The organism is Streptomyces sp. NPDC007983, from assembly GCF_042958345.1.
Taxonomy (GTDB): domain Bacteria; phylum Actinomycetota; class Actinomycetes; order Streptomycetales; family Streptomycetaceae; genus Streptomyces.
The window spans coordinates 130,837-146,421 of sequence record NZ_JBIBJI010000002.1; the positions used below are offsets into that span (position 1 = coordinate 130,837).

At 70.4% G+C, this 15,585-nt stretch carries 16 protein-coding genes and 1 pseudogene; 6 read left to right on the plus strand and 11 right to left on the minus strand.

What is annotated here, in order from left to right:
* Positions 1–70: 70 nt before the first annotated feature.
* Positions 71–1,486: a M1 family aminopeptidase gene (locus ACFZCY_RS05385; protein ID WP_391169635.1), complete on the plus strand. Its 1,416-nt coding sequence runs from the start codon at positions 71–73 to the stop codon at positions 1,484–1,486.
* 89 nt (positions 1,487–1,575) lie between these two features.
* Here ACFZCY_RS05385 and ACFZCY_RS05390 read toward each other — a convergent pair whose 3' ends face one another.
* The 3 genes and pseudogenes from ACFZCY_RS05390 to ACFZCY_RS05400 form a co-directional block, all read right to left on the minus strand.
* Complete coding sequence (locus tag ACFZCY_RS05390; RefSeq protein ID WP_391169637.1) at positions 1,576–2,481, minus strand: DUF1396 domain-containing protein; 906 nt, start codon at positions 2,479–2,481, stop codon at positions 1,576–1,578.
* Between the two features lie 163 nt (positions 2,482–2,644).
* Positions 2,645–2,755: pseudogene (locus ACFZCY_RS05395) on the minus strand (ANTAR domain-containing protein); the annotation flags it as partial.
* Positions 2,752–3,660 carry a LysR substrate-binding domain-containing protein gene (locus tag ACFZCY_RS05400; protein WP_391169640.1) on the minus strand — a complete coding sequence of 303 codons (909 nt, stop codon included), beginning with the start codon at positions 3,658–3,660 and terminating at the stop codon, positions 2,752–2,754. The pseudogene ACFZCY_RS05395 and the gene ACFZCY_RS05400, both read right to left, overlap by 4 nt.
* A gap of 124 nt (positions 3,661–3,784) precedes the next feature.
* Between ACFZCY_RS05400 and ACFZCY_RS05405 the strand changes: the two genes are divergently transcribed.
* Positions 3,785–4,588: an SDR family NAD(P)-dependent oxidoreductase gene (locus ACFZCY_RS05405; protein WP_391169642.1), complete on the plus strand. Its 804-nt coding sequence runs from the start codon at positions 3,785–3,787 to the stop codon at positions 4,586–4,588.
* A gap of 213 nt (positions 4,589–4,801) precedes the next feature.
* On the opposite strand, the gene ACFZCY_RS05410 is transcribed toward ACFZCY_RS05405, so the two are convergent.
* A complete protein-coding gene (locus ACFZCY_RS05410; protein WP_391169644.1) occupies positions 4,802–5,356 on the minus strand; it encodes a hypothetical protein in 555 nt (184 codons plus the stop codon).
* Positions 5,357–5,456: 100 nt separating this feature from the next.
* On the opposite strand from ACFZCY_RS05410, the gene ACFZCY_RS05415 reads away from it, so the two are divergent.
* Positions 5,457–5,969: a helix-turn-helix transcriptional regulator gene (locus tag ACFZCY_RS05415; RefSeq protein ID WP_391169647.1), complete on the plus strand. Its 513-nt coding sequence runs from the start codon at positions 5,457–5,459 to the stop codon at positions 5,967–5,969.
* 132 nt (positions 5,970–6,101) lie between these two features.
* Here the strand turns inward: ACFZCY_RS05415 and ACFZCY_RS05420 are convergent, their stop codons facing one another.
* A complete protein-coding gene (locus ACFZCY_RS05420; protein ID WP_391169649.1) occupies positions 6,102–6,989 on the minus strand; it encodes a helix-turn-helix domain-containing protein in 888 nt (295 codons plus the stop codon).
* 256 nt (positions 6,990–7,245) lie between these two features.
* On the opposite strand from ACFZCY_RS05420, the gene ACFZCY_RS05425 reads away from it, so the two are divergent.
* Positions 7,246–8,262 carry a zinc-binding dehydrogenase gene (locus ACFZCY_RS05425; protein WP_391169651.1) on the plus strand — a complete coding sequence of 339 codons (1,017 nt, stop codon included), beginning with the start codon at positions 7,246–7,248 and terminating at the stop codon, positions 8,260–8,262.
* 100 nt (positions 8,263–8,362) lie between these two features.
* Here ACFZCY_RS05425 and ACFZCY_RS05430 read toward each other — a convergent pair whose 3' ends face one another.
* The 4 genes from ACFZCY_RS05430 to ACFZCY_RS05445 all read right to left on the minus strand — a co-directional run bounded on the left by ACFZCY_RS05430 (position 8,363) and on the right by ACFZCY_RS05445 (position 11,688).
* On the minus strand, positions 8,363–9,145 hold the full coding sequence (locus tag ACFZCY_RS05430) for an ABC transporter permease (RefSeq protein ID WP_391169653.1): 783 nt from the start codon (positions 9,143–9,145) through the stop codon (positions 8,363–8,365).
* Positions 9,142–10,134 (minus strand): ATP-binding cassette domain-containing protein, encoded by a 993-nt coding sequence (locus ACFZCY_RS05435; protein ID WP_391169655.1) that lies wholly within the window; start codon positions 10,132–10,134, stop codon positions 9,142–9,144. The genes ACFZCY_RS05430 and ACFZCY_RS05435 overlap by 4 nt, the downstream gene beginning before the upstream one ends.
* A 78-nt stretch (positions 10,135–10,212) precedes the next feature.
* Positions 10,213–11,055, minus strand: coding sequence for a DUF4097 family beta strand repeat-containing protein (locus ACFZCY_RS05440; RefSeq protein ID WP_391169657.1), 843 nt, complete (start codon positions 11,053–11,055; stop codon positions 10,213–10,215).
* A gap of 114 nt (positions 11,056–11,169) precedes the next feature.
* On the minus strand, positions 11,170–11,688 hold the full coding sequence (locus ACFZCY_RS05445; protein ID WP_391169659.1) for a toxin-antitoxin system HicB family antitoxin: 519 nt from the start codon (positions 11,686–11,688) through the stop codon (positions 11,170–11,172).
* Between the two features lie 316 nt (positions 11,689–12,004).
* On the opposite strand from ACFZCY_RS05445, the gene ACFZCY_RS05450 reads away from it, so the two are divergent.
* Entirely contained in the window at positions 12,005–12,973 is a 969-nt protein-coding gene (locus tag ACFZCY_RS05450) for a threo-3-hydroxy-L-aspartate ammonia-lyase (protein ID WP_391169661.1), read from the plus strand.
* Between the two features lie 133 nt (positions 12,974–13,106).
* Here the strand turns inward: ACFZCY_RS05450 and ACFZCY_RS05455 are convergent, their stop codons facing one another.
* A complete protein-coding gene (locus ACFZCY_RS05455; protein ID WP_391169663.1) occupies positions 13,107–13,655 on the minus strand; it encodes a DUF664 domain-containing protein in 549 nt (182 codons plus the stop codon).
* An 82-nt stretch (positions 13,656–13,737) separates the two neighbouring features.
* Complete coding sequence (locus ACFZCY_RS05460) at positions 13,738–14,571, minus strand: methyltransferase (RefSeq protein ID WP_391169665.1); 834 nt, start codon at positions 14,569–14,571, stop codon at positions 13,738–13,740.
* Between the two features lie 222 nt (positions 14,572–14,793).
* On the opposite strand from ACFZCY_RS05460, the gene ACFZCY_RS05465 reads away from it, so the two are divergent.
* Positions 14,794–15,447 carry a hypothetical protein gene (locus tag ACFZCY_RS05465; protein ID WP_391169667.1) on the plus strand — a complete coding sequence of 218 codons (654 nt, stop codon included), beginning with the start codon at positions 14,794–14,796 and terminating at the stop codon, positions 15,445–15,447.
* Positions 15,448–15,585: the final 138 nt, after the last annotated feature.

Here is a 15,585-nt window from a genome sequence, read left to right on the forward strand (position 1 = left end):
TGAGCCGGGGGTCCGATTGCCTACTCTGAGGATTCTTTGAGCACACGCCACCCCCCCAAGGAGCGCGCACGTGACCCAACCCCGCATACGCACCGCCGTCCTCGGCCGCGGCGCCGTCGCCGCCACCGTCCCCGTCGCCGTGGCGGCCCTGCTCGCGGCGGCCGGGCCCGCCACCGCTGCCGGACGGGCGGGCGCTCCCGGCGTCGGCGACCCGTACTTCCCGCTCGCAGGCAATGGCGGTTACCACGTCTCGCACTACGGACTGACGCTCGGTTACGACCCGACGGGCCGTCACCTCACCGGCAAGGCGGTCCTCACCGCCCGCGCCGGCCAGCGCCTGGCCCGTTTCGATCTCGACTTCAAGGGCCTGAGGATCACCGGTCTGACCGTCGGCCGGGCCAGGGCGGCGTACAAGCGCAGCGGTCAGGAACTCGTCGTCACGCCCCGGCGCGCCCTGCACAAGGGGCAGAGGTTCCGCGTCACCGTCACCTACCAGGGCAGGCCCGCCCCGGTCACCGACCCTGACGGCTCCCTCGACGGCTGGATCCCCACCGACGACGGCGCGTTCGTCGCCGGTGAACCCCAGGGCGCCATGACCTGGTTCCCCGCCAACAACCACCCGCTGGACAAGTCGTCGTACGACATCACGATCACCGTCCCCAAGGGCCGTACCGCCGTCTCCAACGGCGTCCTGCTCGGCCGGAGCACCCGCAAGGGGAAGACCACCTTCCGCTGGCGGCAGACCGAGCCCATGGCCGCCTACCTCGCCACCGCGACCGTCGGGAAGTTCAAGGTCAAGCAGTACACGACCCGTAGCGGCATCAAGGTCTACGACGCCGTCGACCCGCGCGAGGCCACCGCCGCCGCACCCGTGCTGAAGAAGCTGCCGTCCGTGCTGGAGTGGGAGAGCAAGCTGTTCGGGCCCTACCCGTACCACGCCGCCGGCTCCATCGTCGACCACGCGCCCGATGTCGGCTACGCACTGGAGACCCAGACCCGGCCCCTCTACGGCAGCGCCCCCGACCTGGGCACCCTGGTCCACGAGAACGCCCACCAGTGGTTCGGCGACTCCGTCTCCCTCACCTCCTGGAAGGACATCTGGCTCAACGAGGGCTTTGCCAGTTACGCCGAGTGGCTCTACGAGGAGCAGCACGGCGGCGCCGGCGCCCAGGAGAGCTTCGACGACCTGTACGCCACTCCCGCCGGCGATCCCCTGTGGGCGTTCCCGCCCGGCAACCCCGGCAGCGGCGCCAAGATCTTCGGCCGCCCCGTCTACAACCGCGGCGCCATGGCCCTGCACGCCCTGCGCACCGCCGTCGGCGACCGGGTCTTCTTCCGCGTCCTGCGCGCCTGGGCCGTACAGCACCGCCACGGACACGGCACCACCGCCCAGTTCCGGCGCCTCGCGGAACGGGAGTCCGGGAAGAACCTCGGCCCGCTGTTCAACAAGTGGCTGTACGCCCAGGGGAAGCCCCGCACCCCCTGACGGCCACCACCGTCCCCTCAAGGCGACACGTCCCACACGACCGCTGGCGTACGCCTACCCTCCGAGTGCCGGGCCCCGAGAGCCGGGAGTCAGTCCTCCAGACCCCGGGCCAGTTCGGCCAGGTCGAAGGTGTCGCTCGCGGGCGGGGCCTGCACCGTGACCGGCTTGTTGATGTCCATGAAGGTGACCGTGATGTCGAGCGGGCCGCTGTCGCCCTTGCCGCGCGTGCGGAACCGCTTCGTGCGGCTCTCCTGGTCGATCCACATGTCCATGGCCAGGCGGTCGACGCCCAGCTCCTCGTACTGCCGCAGGCTCTTCTCACGGCGCTTGCGGGTCGCGGCGTCCTCGTCCTTGAGGCTCGCGCGCATCTGGGCGAGGGAGACCGTGCCGCGGTAGTGGGTGGTCCGGACACCGCCGATGGTCTCGGTGCCGACCCGTCGCACGTTGTCGGCGCCGGAGAGGAAGGTGGACTCCTCGGCCGGGTTCTTGTCGGCCCGGTCGGTGAGGGCGCCCTGTCCCGCCGCGCCGGAGCCGCCCTTGCCCAGGGCCGAGGCGTCGGTCGCGAGCCAGCTCTTGCCGTCGAGTTGGGAGGAGGACTCCTCGTCGAGCCCGCCCTTGATGGCATCGCCACCGAGGTACAGTTTGCCTCCGGTGAGCCGGAACTCCACCGACGTGTCCGCGCCTTGGCCGAGCGAGCGCGTCTTCATCCGCATCGCGGGCGGGTTGAAGGCCATAGCTCCTTCGCCCTCGAAGCGGCCGTCCTCGGGGGTCCTGCCGGACATCCGGTAGCTCATCGAGGTGAGCTTCTCGGTCTTTTCCGCCGCCGCCCGCACGGCCGCCGCGGGCGCCATGCGCGGCTCCTTCGCACCGGACTTCTCCCCATCGGCCTTCTCCGCGCCACAGCCCGCCGCGCCGGCACACAGCAACGCGGTGGCGAACACCGCGCCCGCCGCTCTGGTGCGTCTGCCCGGTCCGGTGCGCACGACCATGCCCATATACCCCACCCCTTGCAGAACTTGCGTTCGTTTCTGATCGATGTCGGGACATTAGCGCACGGGCGCGAGGCGCGGTCCGGATTTCTCCGGTGCCACACCGCACTGAGACGCGCAGACGGCCGCGAAAAGCCGTTGATCCGCTGACGTCGGTGATCAGTTCGGTGCACAGGTTGCGGAGTTTGATGTTGCGGTGCTGGGAGGCGGAGCGCAGGATGCCGAAGGCTTCCTCCACGGTGCACCGGCGCTGGCCCATGATGACGCCGCGGTGGGTCATGGCGCCGTGCGAAGCTGCGCGGCCTCGTGGCGCAGCGCCCCCACGGTGGCCGTCACCTCGGGAGAGCGGTCTCGGATCGTGACGGCGACGATCGCCCGGCCGAGCCAGGCGGGGTCGTCGACGCGGACGGTGCGGACGCCGGTGGGGACCGAGGCGGCGGCCACTTCGGGGAGTACGGCGATGCCGAGGCCAGTGGCGACCAGGCCGAGGCGAGTGGGCCATTCGCGGGCGGCATAGGCGATGCGCGGGCGGTCGAGGGTTGGCCAGGCGCCGAACTGGGGGTCGTCACGGAGGCCCTTGCCGACGATCCAGGGTTCGTCCCTCAGCTCGGTCACCGGGATGGTTCCACGGCCGGCGAACCGGTGGTGCGCGGGGACGGCGAGCAGGAGGCTGCCGTCGAAGAGCAGTTCGCGGCGCAGCCCCTCGAAGTCGTAGGCGGGCAGGTCCGGTCCCACGCCGATCACCGCGACGTCGATGCGATGGGCACGGAGTTGGCGGAGCTGCGTGGGCGAGGACGCCTCGCCGAACTCGACGATCAGTCCCGGGTGGTCGTTTCGGAGGCGGGCCAGTGTGCGGGGGACGAGCACGGCGGCGGCCGAGGAGAAGGCCGCGATGGCGACTCGTCCGGTGACGTGGTCCTTCAGCCCGGCGAGGTCCGTGCTGACAGCGTCGATCTCGTTGAGGACCGTCGCGGCTCGGCGGGCGAGCACCATGCCCGCGGGGGAGGGGGTCACCCCGCGGGCGCCCCGGACGAACAGCGGTGCGCCGGCGGCGGCTTCCATGGCCGCCACCTGACGGGACACCGCTGACTGGGTGTACCCGAGCGCGTCGGCCGCGGCGGTGAACGATCCTGTGTCGACCACGGCCTGGACGACGCGGAGACCAGTGAGGGATAGCTCGGCCATGCGGTCATTCTGACGTATTCCGAAGCCGCATGTCTTCCATGCGAGACCTTCGCTGGTGGAATACCTTGACCGGCAGCACGATGGAGTGGCTAAGCAGGCGATCCATCCACAGGGAGTACCGATCATGGCGAAGACGTGGTTCATCACGGGCAGCTCGAGGGGGTTCGGCCGCGAGTGGGCGGACGCCGCGCTCGAACGCGGAGATCGTGTCGCGGCGACGGCTCGGGATGTCAGCCGGCTGACCCCTCTGGTCGAGCGGTACGGGGACGCGGTGCTGCCGGTGCGGCTCGACGTCACCGACCGTGCCGCGGTGCACGAGGCAGTGCGGCGTGCCCACTCGCATTTCGGTTCGCTGGACATCGCGGTCAACAACGCCGGCTACGGGCATTTCGGCATGGTCGAGGAGGTGAACGAGGACGAACTCCGGGCCCAGATGGAGACCAATTTCTTCGGCGCGGTGTGGGTCACGCAGGCCGTGTTGCCCCTCATGCGGGCGCAGCGATCGGGCAGGATCCTGCAAGTGACCAGCGAGGGCGGCGTACGGGCGTTCCCCGGCATCGGCGCGTACCACGCCTCGAAATGGGCTCTTGAGGGGTTGTCGGAGTCGCTGGCGCAGGAAGTGGCGGCCTTCGGCGTTCACATCACGAACGTCGAGCCCGGCCCCTATGCCACCGACTGGCTGGCCCGCGGGGCGCAGCACAGTGAGCGGCACCCGGACTACACCGAAGTCCACACGGCCACCGCACCGGATTTCGAGGTCGGCGACCCGCGCGCGACCCGCGAGGCGATTCTTCGGATCGTCGACGCGGAGCGGCCCCCACTGAGGATCCTCCTCGGCAAGTCCTTCACCGATGTCGCCGGTCTCTACGAGGAGCGTCTGAGCACCTGGCGCGAGTGGCAGCCGGTCTCCCTGGCCGCGTTCGGCTGAGGGCGGGCGTTCTGCCGCGTGCGCTCAAAGCGCCCATCGGTCGATCCCGGGAGGGAACTCCCCACGGAGGAGGGCAGGTCTGCGACGAACGTCGACCCCTGCCCGCCCGTGCCGAAGGCATTCGCCACGTCCTTCGGGATGGCCGGGGCCAGGTGACGTCGTACCCGCTCAGGCGGGGCGAGCCCCTACCCGAGGTCGTACGGCGTTTCTGTTTCACGCGGCGCCGGCCCTGGCCTGAGCGGTGGCGACGTAGCGGATCGTGAACACCATCGGGATCACGAACCCGGCGACCTGGATGAGGGTGGCCGGAGTGGAGTGGCCGTTGCCGGTGTGCGCGACGACGGCGAGCACGACGGCAGTCACGGCGAAGGCGGCGGTCCACACGGCGGTGATGACGGCGTTGGCCCGGATGAAGGGCTTGAGGTGCCAGACCTCACGGGGCGTGGTGCGCTTGGCGATGCCCAGCGTGAACGGCTTGCCGACGGCCAGCGAGACCCCCGCGACGACCGCCAGTGTGCCGGACGACGCGGCCGCCGAGTAGTCGTGCACGGCCGAGTGCGGGTCGGCGAAGGCGATCACGGCCAGGACCGCGAAGAAGGCCGCCGAGCTCACCTCGATGATCAGGCTGTCGAATCCGGCGCCGGTCCGGCGCTGCTGAACGGTCACCGCCACCGCGATCACCAGGGCGGCCAGTGCGGCCCACCTCCACTGGCCGGACGGGAGCACGGCGAAGACGATCCATGGGAGGAAGGTGCGCAGATACGACATCGGTGACTCCCCGTTCGGTCTGTTTGTCATTCCACTTCTGACATGTGGAAGCTAGACCTTCCTATAGTGACATGTCAATGCTGGAATGTAGAGTGGGCGCATGAGCCTTCGACATGCCTTGCTGGGGCTTCTCTCCGACCGGCCCGCCAGTGGCTATGACCTGCTGAAACTGTTCGACACCTCGCTGGCCACCGTCTGGCCGGCGACCCAGAGCCAGATCTACACAGAGCTGACCAAGCTGGCGCGCGGCGGGCTGATCACCGTGGCCGCCGAGGGGCCGAGAGGCCGCAAGGAGTACGCCCTCACCGAGGAGGGGATGGCCGAGCTCCGGCGATGGCTGACCGAGACCACGCCACAGCGGAACACCCGCAGCGAAATCCTGCTGCGCGTGTTCTTCCTCGGAGTGCTGACTCCCGGCCAGGCGCAGACCTATCTCGCCGAACTGGCCGACATGTCGGCCCAGGGGGAGGAGAGCCTGCGGCGCCTGGCCGAGTCCATCGACTGGGACGACGACAACCTCTCGTCCTACGGCCGGATCGTTCTGGAATACGGCCTGCGGTTCAACGCCATGCGCCGCGAATGGGCCGAGTGGGCAGCCGGGCAGATCACATAGGTTCCGGGCCGGCGGGGCATCGCCGACGAGTTCCGCCTCGCCGCGTCGTCTGCATCGTGGGGACCTCGCTGCACCATCTGGCCGAGCTGGTCTCCGGTGGCGTCGCGTAAGCCAGTGCGCGGTGGTGGCGCCTCAGCCGGTGGATTGCCGCGCGGGTGAGCCGGAGTCCTGGGTGGCGGCCCAGGTGGCGAGCAGGCGCAGGCCCTCTTCCGAGGGGGATCCGGGTTCGGCGGTGTAGATGGTGAGGGTGAGGCCGGGTTCGGCGGCCATGTCCAGGCCCTCGTAGGCGAGCGTGAGGTCGCCGATGGCCGAGTGGTGGAACCGCTTGGTGCCGGTGCCGTGACGGCGCACGTTGTGGGCGCCCCAGCGGGCGCGGAACTCCTCGCTGCGGGTGGACAGCTCGCCGACGAGGTCGTGCAGGTCCTTGTCGTGGGGGTTGCGGCCGGCCTCGGTGCGCAGGATGGCCACCGCCATGTCGGCGAAGAGGTCCCAGTCGGGGTAGAAGCGCCGGGATGCGGGATCGAGGAAGTTGAACCGGGCGAGGTTCGCGTGATTGCGGGGCGTGGCGTAGAGGTCGGCGTAAAAGGCGCGGGCGAGCTGGTTGGTGGCGAGGACGTCCATGCGGGCATTGCGCACGAACGCGGGCCCGGCCGTGATCGCGTCCAGCGTCCATTGCAGGCTGCGGTGCGGCGTCCACTGCGGGGTGGTACGGCGACGGGGGCGGGTGAGGGCGTCGGAGCCGTCGGCGGCCTGCGCAAGATGCAGGAGATAGGCACGTTCGGCATCGTCCAGCTGCAGGGAGCGGGCGACGGCTTCGAGGACGGCCGGTGAGACGCCGGCGAGGTTGCCCCGCTCGAGTTTCGCGTAGTACTCGACGCTCATGTCGGCCAGGGTCGCGACCTCGCTCCTGCGCAGCCCCGGCACGCGCCTCCTGCTCCCGGCGGGCAGGCCGGCCCGCTCGGGGGTGATCTTCGCTCGCCGCGAGGTGAGGAACTCGCGGACCTCATCACGGTTGTCCACACCTCGACCGTACGGCCTGCGCGCCGCGGGAGGGGTGTACTGGCAGTACACCTCTCACCGGTATCTCGCTGCCCGCGCGGAAATCCGCTTACCTGGACGGCGCGGCACTTCACAGCCCGCGGCGCCACGGCGCCGCACCCGGAAGTGCCCGTCCGGGACGCGACGGCACCCACGGCGGTGCCGCCCCTCTCGCCCCCGGTACGCAACCGCACTCGGGCACCAGCGCCCATCCTGAGCACGTAAGGACGTTTCCCCCATGCGCGGAGCAGTCATCCACGCCCCCGGCGATGTGCGCTTCGAGACCCTCGACGACCCCAAGATCCTCAAGCCCACCGACGCGATCATCCGCACGGCCGTCACCTGTGTCTGCGGCTCCGACCTGTGGCCCTACCGCGGCGTGGAACCGACCGACGAGGCACACCCGATGGGGCATGAGTACGTCGGCTTCGTGGAAGAGGTCGGCAGCGACGTCACCTCGGTCAGGCCGGGCCAGTTCGTCGTCGGCTCGTTCGCGACCTCGGACAACACCTGCGCCAACTGCCGCAACGGCTTCCAGTCCAGCTGCCTGAACCGCGAGTTCATGGGCACCTGTCAGGCCGATTACGTGCGCATCCCCAACGCCCAGGGCACCCTGGTCGCCACCGACGAGGTGCCGGGCGAGGAGTTCTGGCCCGGCCTGCTGGCCGTCTCCGACGTGATGGGCACCGGCTGGTGGGCCGCCGACGCCGCCGAGGTCCGGCCCGGCTCCACCGCCGTCGTCGTCGGCGACGGAGCGGTCGGCCTGTGCGCGGTGATCGCGGCGAAGGAGATGGGCGCGGAGCGGATCATCGCGATGAGCCGCCACGAGTCCCGCCAGAAGCTCGCCCGCGAGTTCGGCGCCACCGACATCGTCACCGAGCGCGGCGAGGAAGGCATCGCGCGGATCAAGGACCTCACCGGCGGGATCGGCGCCGACGCGGTGCTTGAGTGCGTCGGTACCGCCGAGGCCATGGGGCAGGCGCTGCACTCGGCGCGGCCGGGCGGCAACGTCGGCTTCGTCGGCGTCCCCCACGGAGTCGCCGTCGACGGTCAGGAGCTGTTCTTCTCCCAGGTCGGCCTGCGCGGCGGCCCCGCTCCGGTGCGCCGCTATCTGCCCGAGCTGATCGAGTACGTCCTGTCGGGCCGGATCGACCCGGGCAAGGTCTTCGACCTCGCCCTGCCCCTGGAGCAGGTCGCCGAGGGCTACAAGGCCATGGACGAGCGCCGCGCCATCAAAGCACTCCTCAAGCCCTGACCCCGCGCGACCGAACCACGCCAACTGCCGCAGACCCGGATCGGGTCTGCGGCAGGCGCGGGCGGCGGGTACGGGAGCGGCCGAGGCGGAAGCCGGGCTCTCAGCGCTTGGTGGTGCTGTTGAACAGCGAGCGCGACCAGACGTAGCCGACCAGGGTGATGCCGACGCACCAGGCGAGCGAGATCCAGCCGCTGTTGCCGATCTGAGAACCGGTGAGCAGGCCGCGCAGTGTCTCGGTCATCGGGGTGAACGGCTGGTTCTGGGCGAACCAGCGCAGGCCCGGGGCCATCGAGCCGGCCGGCACGAACGCCGAGCCGAGGAACGGCAGGAACTGGATGAGCAGCGGCTTGTTGCTCGCGGACTCCACCGTCTTGGAGATCAGGCCGAGCGCCGCCGACAGCCAGGCCACCGCGAACGCGATCGCCGTGATCAGCCCGGCCGCCGCCAGCCACTCCAGCGGGTTCGCGTCCGGGCGGAAGCCGAGCGCGAGCGCCACGCCCACCACCAGGACCAGGCTCACCACCGTCGTGATGACGCTGCCGACGACATGGCCCGTCATGAACGACGAGCGCGTGATGTTCATGGTGCGGAAGCGGTTGATGATGCCCTCGGTCATGTCCTGGCAGACCGCGATCGAGGTCGACATGGCACCGGCCGCCACGCCCATGATGATGACGCCGGGCGTCAGATACTCCAGATACGCGTCCCGGCCGCCGCCCATGCCGGCGCCGATCGAGTCCCCGAAGGCGTACACGAACAGCAGCAGCATCAGGATGGGCATCATGGCCGGGCCCAGGGACACGGCGGGATAGCGCAGGGCGTGCTTCAGGTTGCGCCGCAGCATCGTCATCGAGTCGTGCACGGCGTAGGTGAGGGTGCTCATCGCAGGGTCTCCTTGACGTGAAGAGCGGTGCCGGTGCTGCCGTCGCCGGTCAGGGCGAGGAACACGTCGTCGAGGTCGGGGGTGTGGACGGAGAAGTCGGCGGCCCGGATCCCGGCCGCGTCGAGCCGGTCGAACAGGGCGCGCAGCGCCTCCATGCCGGCGTCGCTGGGCACGCGCAGGGCGAGGTTCTCGTCGTCGCGGGCCGCGCCGGAGAGGGCGGCCGTCGCGCGCTCGTACTCCTCGGTCTCGGCGAACCGCAGTCGTACGTGACTGCCGGGGATCCGCGCCTTGAGCTCGTCGGCGGTGCCCTCGGCGACGATCCGGCCGCAGTCGAGCACGGCGATCCGGTCCGCCAACTGGTCGGCCTCTTCGAGGTATTGGGTGGTGAGGAAGACGGTGACCCCGCTCGCGACCAGCGAGCGCACGGTCTCCCACATGGTGCGGCGGCTGCGCGGGTCGAGCCCGGTCGTCGGCTCGTCCAGGAAGATCACCTTCGGGTCGCCGACCAGCGTCATGGCGATGTCGAGCCGGCGCCGCATACCGCCGGAGAAGGTCGCGGCCCGGTTGCCGGCGACGTCCGCGATGTCGAACCGCTCCAGCAGTTCCCTGGCGCGCTTCCTGCCCTCGCGCTTGTCGAGGCGCAGCAGGTCGGCCATGAGGAGCAGGTTCTCCTCGGCGGTGAGCAGGTCGTCGAGCGCGGCGAACTGCCCGGTGACGCCGATCGCGGCGCGCACCCCGTCGGGCGAGGTCGCGACGTCGTGCCCGGCGACCTGGGCCTGGCCGCCGTCGGCGGCGATGAGCGTGGACAGGATCTGCACGGTGGTGGTCTTACCGGCGCCGTTCGGCCCGAGCAGCGCGAATACGGAACCGGCGGGGATGCGCAGATCGATGCCGTCGAGGACGGTCTTGTCGCCGTACGACTTGCGCAGGCCGACGGTCGAGACGGCGGCGGAGGCTGCGGGGGAGGCGGCAGTTTTGGATGTGGGCATGACAGATGAAGGCATGGAGCCCTCCCGTTCGAAGGCTGAAGGGACTGGGAAAGTGGGCGAGCTGGGAGGGGCCGGTGCTCAGCGCCGGGTGCGGCGCACGTCGATGTTGCCCCAGCGGGTCCGGGCACGGACCTTGACGGTGTCCTCGGTCTCCTCCGGGGGCTCGGCGTCGGCGAGCGCGTTGCGCACCTGCCCGCGCTCGGAGCTGAGGTCGAGCCAGGCGGCGGTGCCCTTGCGGACGCCGACCTCGATGGCGCCGTAGGAGGTCTCCGCCTGGACGGTGCCGGAGGCGACGTCGGCGAGGCGCAGCGCGCCGTAGGCGGTGGTGGCGGTGACCGAGCTCTCGGCACGCTCGATGTCGATGTCGCCGTGGGCGCCGCTCACCCGCAGATCGCCGGTCACGGCGGCGACGGACGTGGTGCCGTGCGAGTTCTTCAGGACGGCGGGGCCGTCGAGGGTGCCGACGCGCATGCTGCCGGAGCTGGTGGTGAGCTCGGTCGTGCCCTCGACCCGGTCGACGGTGATCGAGCCGTGGGAGACGGTCAGGTGGAGCGGCCCGGTCGCGTCGAGGCGGACGTCACCGGCCGAGGTCTTGACCCGGGTCTCGCCGAGCCGGCCCTCGCCGAGCATGTTGATCCAGGATCCGGTCACGTCGACGCGCGACCCCGTGGGCAGGTCGATCGCCACGTCGACGGCGCCGGAGGGCCCGATGAGGCGGCGTTCCTTCGTCCTGACGGTCAGGACGCCGTTCGCGTACGTGACCTCGGTCTGCTCGGCGGCCCGCACGTCCTTGTCCCGCTTCGAGCTGCCGGGGTGTACCTCGACGACGGTGTCGGGGCGGTCGCTCGCGGTGATCCGGAGGGAACCGGCGCCGATGTGCGCGTCGACCGAAATCGGTTCGGGAGTGTCGAAAGAAGGCATGGCTGTCCCGTCCTCGTGAGTCCTTGGGGCGTCCCCGCTGGTGGGACGTGGTGTGGGTGAAGTGCCGTTCTTTTGGGGCGTGAGCGGTGAGCGTGAGCGTGGGTGCGGGTGCGGTTAGCGCACCCAGCCCGTGAAGCTCTGTCCGACGGTGCGGGACTTCTGCGTCGTATGCGGCCGCGAGCCGCCGTCGACCGCGGCCGATACGGCCCGCACCAGCCATGCGTTGACCGACAGGCCCTCGCGGCTCGCGGCCTCCTCGGCGCGCGCCTTGAGGTGGGTCGGCAGCCGCAGATTGACGCGGGCGGTGCCGCCCTCGTCGCCGTCGGCGGGCGCCGGTGCCTTGGGCGGTTCGACGGGCGCGGCCGCCGATTCCATGGAGCCACCGTCGGTGGGCGGCGGCGTCACCACGAAGTCGGGGTCGAGCCCGCGCAGCCGTACGTCGACCGAGCCGGGGGCGAGCTCGCGGGTGATCTCGTCCATCGCGGCGGAGAGCACATTGAGCATGGTCAGACGGGTCGCCGACTCCAGAGGAGCGGTGAGCCGCTCGGCCAGCTCGCGGGCATCTTCCCCGCCGGCTTCGGCAGCCACCGCGAGTTCGCGGCGGAGGGTGTCGACATACGGCGTGAGGTCCATGACGTCATAGTGGCACCACTGTGGCGCCATGCACAAGCCCGAATGGTGTCGCGCGGGGGATGGATGTGGGCGTGACGCCCTTGACCTGCGGAAATGCAATGGAGTCAGTCTGAGTCATGGTGGCGCCATGCGTGTCCGCGCGCCTTTGGTGGCGCGGAATGGCGCCGGGTGGCACCTCGGTGGCGCCAAGCGGTGCCATCTGGCGTCACGTCCAAGGAGGGCTTTCTGGACTGCTATTACAGATCTAGACGAATAGGCTAGACTCGGCGATCCTCAGCACGCGGTTCGACTTCTCACCACCGCAAGGGGATTCACCATGGCCGCTGCACCGCCCGTTTCCTTCGACGACGTCCGTGAGGCCGCCGCGCGCCTCGACGGGATCGCCCACCGCACGCCCGTCCTCACCTCCCGCACCCTGAACGCCCGGGTCGGCGCCGAGGTGTTCATCAAGTGCGAGAACTTCCAGCGCGTCGGCGCCTTCAAGTTCCGCGGCGCCTACAACGCCGTCGCCCAACTGCCCGCCGAGCAGCTGGCCAAGGGCGTCGCCGCCTACTCCTCCGGCAACCACGCCCAGGCCACCGCCCTGGCCGCCCGCGAACTGGGCACCACCGCGGTCATCCTCATGCCCGAGGACGCCCCGCGCTCCAAGTTGGAGGCCACCGCCGGCTACGGCGCGGAGATCGTCACCTACGACCGCTACACCCAGGACCGCACCGCCCTCGGCGAAGCCCTGGCCGAGGAACGCGGCCTGGCCCTCATCCCGCCCTACGACCACCCTCATGTCATCGCCGGACAGGGCACCGCTGCCCTCGAACTCTTCGAGGAGACAGGCGACCTCGACGCCCTCGTCGTACCCGTCGGCGGCGGTGGCCTCATCGCCGGAAGCGCCACGGCCGCCAAGGCGCTTCGCCCCGGCGTCAAGGTCATCGGCGTCGAACCCGAGGAAGGCGACGACACCAAGCGCTCGCTGGACAGCGGCGCGCGCGTCACCATCCCCGTGCCCCGCACCATCGCCGACGGCCAAGCCCTGCCCACGCCCGGCGAGATCACCTTCCCCATCAACCAGCGCCTGGTCGACGCGATCGCCCTCGTCGGTGACGAGGACATCGTCGACGCCATGCGGTTCGCCTTCGAGCGCCTGAAGATCGTCCTCGAACCCAGCGGCGCCACCCCTCTGGCCGCCCTCATGGCCGGGCGTCTCGAAGGTCTTCCGCGCAGGATCGGCATCATCGCCTCCGGCGGCAACATCAACACCCAGCGATTCGCAGAACTGATCAACCGCTGAGGTGCCCGGTGCCGGGGACGGCGCCGAAGAAGCGCCGACCCGGCGGGCGGATCGTCATGGGCGTGCGCCGTCGTCGCCGGGAACTTCACCGAGGAATCGGCACGGCGCCGGCTGCGCGGCGGCTCCGGTCCGGTCACATCCCGGTGGAGCCGTCGATGCGCTCGCGCAGGAGATCGGCGTGCCCGTTGTGCCGTGCGTACTCAGCGATCAGGTCCACCATGATCCGTCGCAGTGAGACCGGCTCGCCGGTGCGCTTGCGGATCCCGGTTTCCTCCAGGGACGCGGCGGCGGCCGTGATGTGCCTGGAGCGCTCGCACTCCGCCCGCCAGACGGCGAACGCTTCGTCGACGTCGCCGTCCAGGCTGTCGAAGTCCTGGTCGGGCTCGTCGTCGGAGTAGTAGAGCATCGGGACGTTCTCACCGGCGAACTGGATACGGAACCACCAGCGCTCGACGCCGGCCAGATGCCGCACGATGCCGTGCAGGGACAGGCCGGACGGCGGCACCGCCCGTTCGGACAGCCGCTCCGGAGGCAGGCCGGCGCACTTGAGCTCGAAGGTCGCCCGTTGCCAGTCCAGGACGGCGCTCAGGGTCTCCCGTTCGCCGCCTACGGAGGGCGGGGCCGGGCGGCTGTCGTTGTCCCAGCGGGGCGCGTAGTGCTCGGGGGAGGCTGTACCGGTCATCGTCTGCCTTCCGGATCGGGGACGGCCCGAGTCTGCCAGGCACCACTGACATCGCCAGGGCGCGGTGGACGCCGCCCATCGCTCAACGGGATGCCAAAAGCCCGTACAGCAGGGGGATCCGCGGCTCCGGCAGCTGCCACCAGCCGGACGAGGTGCGGGTCATGTGGGGCCAGCGGGGCCAGGGCAGTTCAGGTGACTCGCGCAGCCGCCGGACGCTCAGGCCCGCCCCGACCAGGGCGTTGACGACCTCGTCCAGCCCATGCATCCACTCGTAGCTGTCGGTCGCGCCCTCGACGGCCGGGCCGTCGGTGTACGTGTGCGTCGCGTCGCGGTGTACGTGGCCCCCGCCGCCCAGGTAGTCGTGCCGGAGCAGGAGGTCGGGGCCCTCGTCGGGGGCGGGCTTCGGGCCCAGGGAGTTGAGGAGCGGATGGAACTCCACGACGTACAGGCGGCCGCCGGGGCGCAGCAGGTTGGCGACGACACCGGCCCAGCGGTCCAGGTCGGGGAGGTAGCACAGGGCACCCTTGCCGGTGTAGACGACATCGAACTGCCGCCCGCCGAGCGCTTCCACGGCGTCGTACACATTGGCCCGCACATACGTCACGTCGAAGCCCGCCCGCGCCGCGATGCCGGTCGCCGCCTCCACGGACGCCGCGGAGAAGTCGAGACCGACGGCACGTGCCCCGCGCTGCGCGAAGGCGATCGTCTCCGTGCCGAGGTGGCACTGCAGGTGCAGTACGTCGCGTCCGGCCAGCTCGCCGAGGTCGTCCCACTCCCATGAGGCGAACCAGCGGGACGGGTCCGGCTCCCCGCCGGCCCCGTCGATCCCGTAGAACCGGCTGGCGAGGTGGACGGGGGTCCGGGCGTCCCAGTTCGACTGGTTGGCCGCCATCATCCGCTCGTACGCGTCGGTCATGGGCCCACTATCCCAGTCCGGAAGGCGTCTGCGGGAGCCGCGAGGTCACCGTCGTCGACGGCGAACTGACCGCACCCCGGAAGGAACCCAGGGGTGTCGGCAGGGCCACCCCTGATCCGGTGTTCAGGCCCACCGACGCCGCGTGTCCTGATCGGCAGGATTGACCTCGTCAGCAGATGGATGGACGAGGGATCCACCCACAGGGACAACCCGGGGGCACTCATGAACGAGACCTTTGCCAGACGCGTGACCGGCATCGCGGGCATCGCCGCCGCGGCCGCCATCATCATCGAAGTGCCCCTGTACTTCATCTACTCCGGGCCGCCACCGGACTCGAACGTCCTGGCCAGGCTGCTGATCGGGATCGTGGCGCTCGCGTTCCTGCTCGTGTTCGTGACGGCCTTCCGTGAACTGGTCAAGTGTGTGAGCCCCGCGTATGAGTGGGTCGGCTCGATGGCCCTCGCCACGGGGCTCGTCTATCTGACGGTCACCCTGGTCTCCCACGGCCTGGAGGCCGGTGCGGTCATCGCCGCCGACCGCCGGATCGATCCGACCGTGGCCGTCAGCGGCACGTACATCCTCTACGGTTCGATCTCCCGCCTCATGCTGGCGTTCTTCCTGACCGCGGTGGGCTACGTCGTCTCCCGCACGAAGCTGCTCCCGCGGTGGACCAGCCGCTCGGCGTACCTCCTGGCGGGTGTGAACCTGGCGTTCGTACCGTCCCTGTTCTTCGGCAACACCCCCGCGCACTTCTACGCGGCGAACGGCTGGGGCACCACCGCCCTGATGGGTGCGATCTTCAGCTGGTGGCTGCTGGCCCTGGGCATCTCCACCTACCGCAGCGCCGGGCGGCTCACCCCAGGGCAGCAGCGCTGAAGAACCGACGGTGACGGCTTGGTGCCGCTGCTCAGGGCGTCCCGAGCGAGTTCCAGTCCGACCACGCGGTGTTTTCCGGGGTGGTCTGCCAAATGTGCTTGACGATGCCCTCGGAGTCCCGGGCGAAGACGTCCAGCC